Origin of the sequence: Paeniglutamicibacter antarcticus (genome assembly GCF_039544305.1) — a bacterium.
GTDB classification, from domain to species: domain Bacteria; phylum Actinomycetota; class Actinomycetes; order Actinomycetales; family Micrococcaceae; genus Paeniglutamicibacter; species Paeniglutamicibacter antarcticus_C.
In genome coordinates, this window is the sequence record NZ_BAABLK010000074.1 from 1 (window position 1) to 4876 (window position 4876).

Genomic DNA, 4876 nt, shown 5'->3' on the forward strand with positions numbered 1-4876 from the left:
CGTTTGGGATGTTTTACCTTCCTCCTCAAGGGGATATTTGGTTGTTGCGACCTGGTCTTACTGACTACCTTGAGTCGGGGCAACTGGAGAAGGTGAGGTTGCGCAATGACGCGTTCAAGAAAGCCGTGGAGCATGCCAAGGCCTTCATCGACGGTTCATCCTAAAGAGGTTTATTCCGACTTGTCATAACCACTGGCGTCGTTTCCAAGCGGTTTCCAGACGCTTGTTGAGAGTCAAGGCTGACTGAGTACGCCATATTGCAGGTTCCGGTGCACAAAGGAGTAGTTCCATGGCCTTTGAGGCAAGTGTCAGTGTCAGTGGATACCTACACGGCATGATTTTGCAGCCCAGCGAGGTGTAGTCGTTCCTTAATACGTTGATGTGTTCAGCGGTCGGCTAAGGGGACAGTGAAAGTAGTTACGCGCCATGGGTTGGTCTGCTCCTTGGCATGCTCGCCGGCATGAAACGGTCGAGCCGGGCTTCCCGGCTAATGCCAGAAAGCCCCACATCACCACCGTGGAGGGTTGCTCGGGAACAAGGCTTGCCCGGTTGCGGAACTAGGACCAATATGGGAGAGGAACTGATGAATCTATTTTCCAAAATTCACCGCATGCGAATGATCCGGCTTTTTTGTTTTCTGGACGCGGTACCGGACACCTGGTGAATGAAAGCACTCAAGGAGAGTCATGGCACAGCAATCCAATGCAGGATCAAGCACCCCCAGGTCCCGACGCGATGATGTGGTCGATGCGCAGAAGCGGGAATTCGGGGGGATCAAGTTTGGGTCCGCCTTCTTCGGGTGGATGACCGCCATTGGCATTGCGGTCCTGCTTACCGCCGTGCTTAGCGCCATCGGACTCAGCGTCGGGCTAGCCAATGACACCGGCGCCCATGAGGCAGCGGACCAGACCAGCCAGAATGCGCAGACCATCGGCATTATCGGGGCGATTGTCTTCGCAGTGATCTTGTTTATTGCTTACTACTGCGGCGGCTACGTCGCAGGCCGCATGGCTCGCTTCAACGGGGCGAAGCAAGGATTTGCGGTGTGGTTGTGGGCGATTATCATCGCGATCGTTCTGGCGATCATCACCGCGATCGCCGGAGACAAATTCGATGTCATGAATCAGATCGGCGGGCTACCCCAGATCCCGGTCAGTAGCGACATGCTCACGGCAAGCGGCTTCATTGCCTTGGCCATCGCAGTACTCATCCCGCTGTTGGCAGCGATCCTAGGAGGAAAAGCCGGCATGGGTTTCCACCGCAAGGTCGACCAGGCAAGTATCAATCACCAGCACGACCGAAATTCCTAACTATGCACGCTCGCAGGCCGCGAGGGCGTTCCTCGGTCATGCAAGTGTGTTGAACTCTTTCGGCCACACCACTAACGTTATTTTCGGTCACACCACCGGCATTATTGAGGAGAATCAGCATGGTTGGGCAAACTCCTAACGATCCACAGGACACCACTCCAGACGCCGACCTGCGGGCCTCCCGGGATTACGAGCCTTCCATCAAGGATGTGAAGGCGAAGCAGGAAAAGACCAGAAAATCAGGTGAAGAACCTTCGCCGGTGCCTGATCTTGAAGTGGACGACGACAGCTTGGTGCGGCCCGAGAACAGTTGACACCACCGATCCGATCTCCGTACACCCGGGTCCTATTGGAACTCATATGCCTTCCTCTGGTTCTTTGGGCCCAATTTTGCCGCGGCCTAAAAACCATGGATCAAGCGGACGAACGAATTTGCGGACACTAAGCACAATGCCTTTCACCAGGGGTGGAGGGTGAAACCAATGATCCTCGCAGGAGTGGTGGTAAAGGGATTTTGCATGCCGGGCATCATGGTAAATCGTAGACCCAGGACCGCCTCGCGCTGCGGGACCGTCAGACACAGCCCGGATCGAGCGTATCGACGATGCCTTTGATATCCAGGCAACGGTACAAAGCTCTAAGACCTTTTTCTTTCCCGAAGCTGGAGAGTGCCGGTCACGGAAGGGCGGCATTCCGTGGCTTGACAGGGATTTCTACCGGCTCCCTTGTAAACTGAAGATGGTCCATCAGCGGACCTTGGATTCCTTGAATGGAGTATTCCATGGAGCGGTGCGTTGGTTTGGGTTCATCTGTTGCGGGTTTTGGGCGATTTGCCCCGTTACCGGGTGCAGATTTTTTCTGTGACCTCCTTGGTGCGTCGTGGGCAGAAGGCGGTGGGCGCAGCAATGCGGGTCGTTGAAAATAACCAGGAACAACATCGGTATCTGCTGTTCGTGCAGGGAGACCTTGCGGGTTTTGTGCAGTACAGCATGAGCGAGGATGAGTTGTGGGTGCATCATGTCCAGCTCAAACGACGCTACAAGTCCGAGGAAATGATCGAGTACTTGCTGCTGCACGTCGTGGGAGATGTCCACCGCAGACGGTTGGCATTGATGCCTTTCTGCCCGGCCATGCGTCTTTTCCTTGCCGATCGTCCCAAGTTCACCTCGCTGGTCCCGCCCTTGTGGCATGCACGTTTCCTGACCGGTCTCCAGACCCCGTACCGACCGATGGACCACGTGCGGTACACCGGATCGCCCAAGCGACGTACCAGTGCGGAGATCCGGGCCCAGTCCGAGGGACCAAGCGCACCAAAGACCAACGCTACTGCGTTCGAAGCCAGGTATCTCTCCCAACCCTTCACCACCTAAGGTCCCTGGAGTTTCTTGGTTGCAGGCGTAGCTATGGGCAGTGCTGGTTATGCAGCAGCCGGACTGGGCAGCAGCGCAATCCAAAGACTGATGTTCCTCTCGTGGATTCCGTCTGCATCGGGCACACCAAGCTCGACTTGGCCCAAGAGAAACGACACGTCATCCGCCCTTGGAACCATAGACGCCAATGTAACGATTCCAGGGATCAACCCACCCGATTCTTTCGTCTTGTAAGCCATAACTTTCCAGGGCACCCGCCGGCCCATGCACGGTCCAGGGTGAAGATAACTGGTTCAGTGCGCAGCTTTTGGTTATGGTCTGTCATATGGTGGGAAATCAAATTTTCGAACGTCGTTTATGGGCCGTTGTCGTCGCATTGATCGCATTGCTGTTGACGGCTTGTGGGAGCCAGATACCCACGGACCCACACGGCACCCTGGACCGCATGCGTGACGGTGTTATGCGCGTGGGAGCTACCGAGAATAGTCCTTGGGTAAAGCGGGACGAGACTGCGGAACCGACAGGGACTGAACCCGGATTACTTTCAGATTTCGCGGAACAAATTGGCTCGGAGATCGAGTGGAGCACCGGTAGTGAAGCGGTTCTGTTGGATGGTCTTGAGCGCGGGGAGCTTGATATCGTCATCGGAGGTTTTCTGGAAGACACCCCCTGGGTTGATAAGGGAGCCGCCACCCGCCCCTACTTAGAGACAACTACGGTCGAGGGCCAGGATAAGCACGTCATGATCGTGCGGATGGGCGAGAACGCGCTTCTCGTTGCCTTGGAGAAATTCCTCGTAACGCAGGTGGGATCATGAAACCTCGCTTTGGCCGCACGGAGCTCCTTGAACCGCAAGTCCGTGCCTTACGCGCCGCAGTAAAGATCGAGTGGTTCACTTTGGTCTTCTTGGCGGTGGCCATCACGATGGTCTATCTGGTGATGGGAAACTCGCAAGCGATGAAAGCAGCATGGATCGAGGATCTGCTCTCGTTGGCGCCGCCGATTGCGTTTCTGGTCGCAGTTCGCATCGTAAACCGCCCTCCGACTGCTAAATACCCCTACGGGTTGCACAGGGCGGTGGGCGTGGCTCACTTGGTTTCCGGGGTGGCCTTGTTTGCCATGGGTGTGTTCCTGGTTGTGGATTCCGCTACCGGACTGATCAGTGCCGAGCACCCACCGATCGGTTCGATCGTGCTATTCGGTGAACCCGTGTGGCTGGGGTGGGTGATGATGATCGTGATGGCCTTGACCATTCCTTTGCCGATTTATTTCGGGCGCGTGAAAATGCGCCTCGCCCGGGAGCTGCACGACAAGGTCCTGTATGCAGATGCGGATATGAACAAAGCCGACTGGATGACCGCGGCCGGGTCGATCGTTGGGGTGGCAGGAATCGGGTTGGGCTTGTGGTGGGCTGACGCTGCTGCTGCGCTGTTCATCGCCGTGAGTATCCTGCGCGATGGCATCAAGAACATGCGCGCGGCGATCACGGACCTTATCGACACTGCAGCTACGACTTTTGATGACGGAAAAACCCACCCCGTTATTATTCAGGTCAACGACTACTTGCGGAAGCTGCCGTGGGCGGACGAAGTTGGCTCCCGTGTTCGAGACCAGGGACACGTCTTCCACATCGAGTCATTCATTGTTCCGAAATACGGCCGAACCCCGACCCTGAGTCAACTCGCCGATGCGCGGGAGGGGTGTTTGGAGGTGGATTGGAAAGTGCACGACATTGTTCTTGTCCCGATCGAGCAGCTTCCTGAAGAAGTGAACGGATCGACACGTAGCAGGCCAACTGAACGTCACCGTTGAGCGCACCGTTTGCTCCTCGCCGGCAAGATACCCACTACCCAGGGGCGCGAAACTGGAAACCTGGCGGTGGGGCACAAGAGGCTATCGATGACGGAAGCCTCGTATTTGTCATCACAGCAAAGCCGTATAAAAACAACGAGGTATACAACTGGCGTACGGCTTCTTTGAATAATCTAGCGGGTGTCTTTCGGTTACCTAATCCGAGGAATTCAAGGGAAGATGCGGCCAGGATTGTGCTCGCGTGTATCGGCGGCGTGTTGTTAAATAGCGGTATTTGAAACCGCCAGTCCACGTAAGTGGAACTGCATCGCCACGAACAGGGAACCGGCACCCTGGACGTGATTCTCTGGTCTGAGCTGCAACACACCCGGTGTTGCGCTTTGA

At 56.1% G+C, this 4876-nt stretch carries 5 protein-coding genes; all 5 read left to right on the forward strand.

The window, feature by feature from the left end; translation table 11 throughout:
* Positions 1-686 precede the first annotated feature (686 nt).
* The 5 genes from ABEA12_RS15250 to ABEA12_RS15270 all read left to right on the forward strand — a co-directional run bounded on the left by ABEA12_RS15250 (position 687) and on the right by ABEA12_RS15270 (position 4492).
* Positions 687-1310 (forward strand): hypothetical protein, encoded by a 624-nt coding sequence (locus ABEA12_RS15250; RefSeq protein WP_210102374.1) that lies wholly within the window; start codon positions 687-689, stop codon positions 1308-1310.
* A 119-nt stretch (positions 1311-1429) separates the two neighbouring features.
* The gene (locus tag ABEA12_RS15255) at positions 1430-1624 is read left to right on the forward strand and encodes a hypothetical protein (protein WP_210102375.1); all 195 of its coding nucleotides are present in this window, start codon (positions 1430-1432) and stop codon (positions 1622-1624) included.
* 675 nt (positions 1625-2299) lie between these two features.
* Positions 2300-2680 (forward strand): hypothetical protein, encoded by a 381-nt coding sequence (locus ABEA12_RS15260; protein ID WP_210102376.1) that lies wholly within the window; start codon positions 2300-2302, stop codon positions 2678-2680.
* Between the two features lie 325 nt (positions 2681-3005).
* Entirely contained in the window at positions 3006-3497 is a 492-nt protein-coding gene (locus ABEA12_RS15265) for a transporter substrate-binding domain-containing protein (RefSeq protein ID WP_210102377.1), read from the forward strand.
* Positions 3494-4492 (forward strand): cation diffusion facilitator family transporter, encoded by a 999-nt coding sequence (locus tag ABEA12_RS15270; RefSeq protein ID WP_210102378.1) that lies wholly within the window; start codon positions 3494-3496, stop codon positions 4490-4492. The genes ABEA12_RS15265 and ABEA12_RS15270 overlap by 4 nt, the downstream gene beginning before the upstream one ends.
* The last annotated feature ends 384 nt before the right edge of the window (positions 4493-4876 follow it).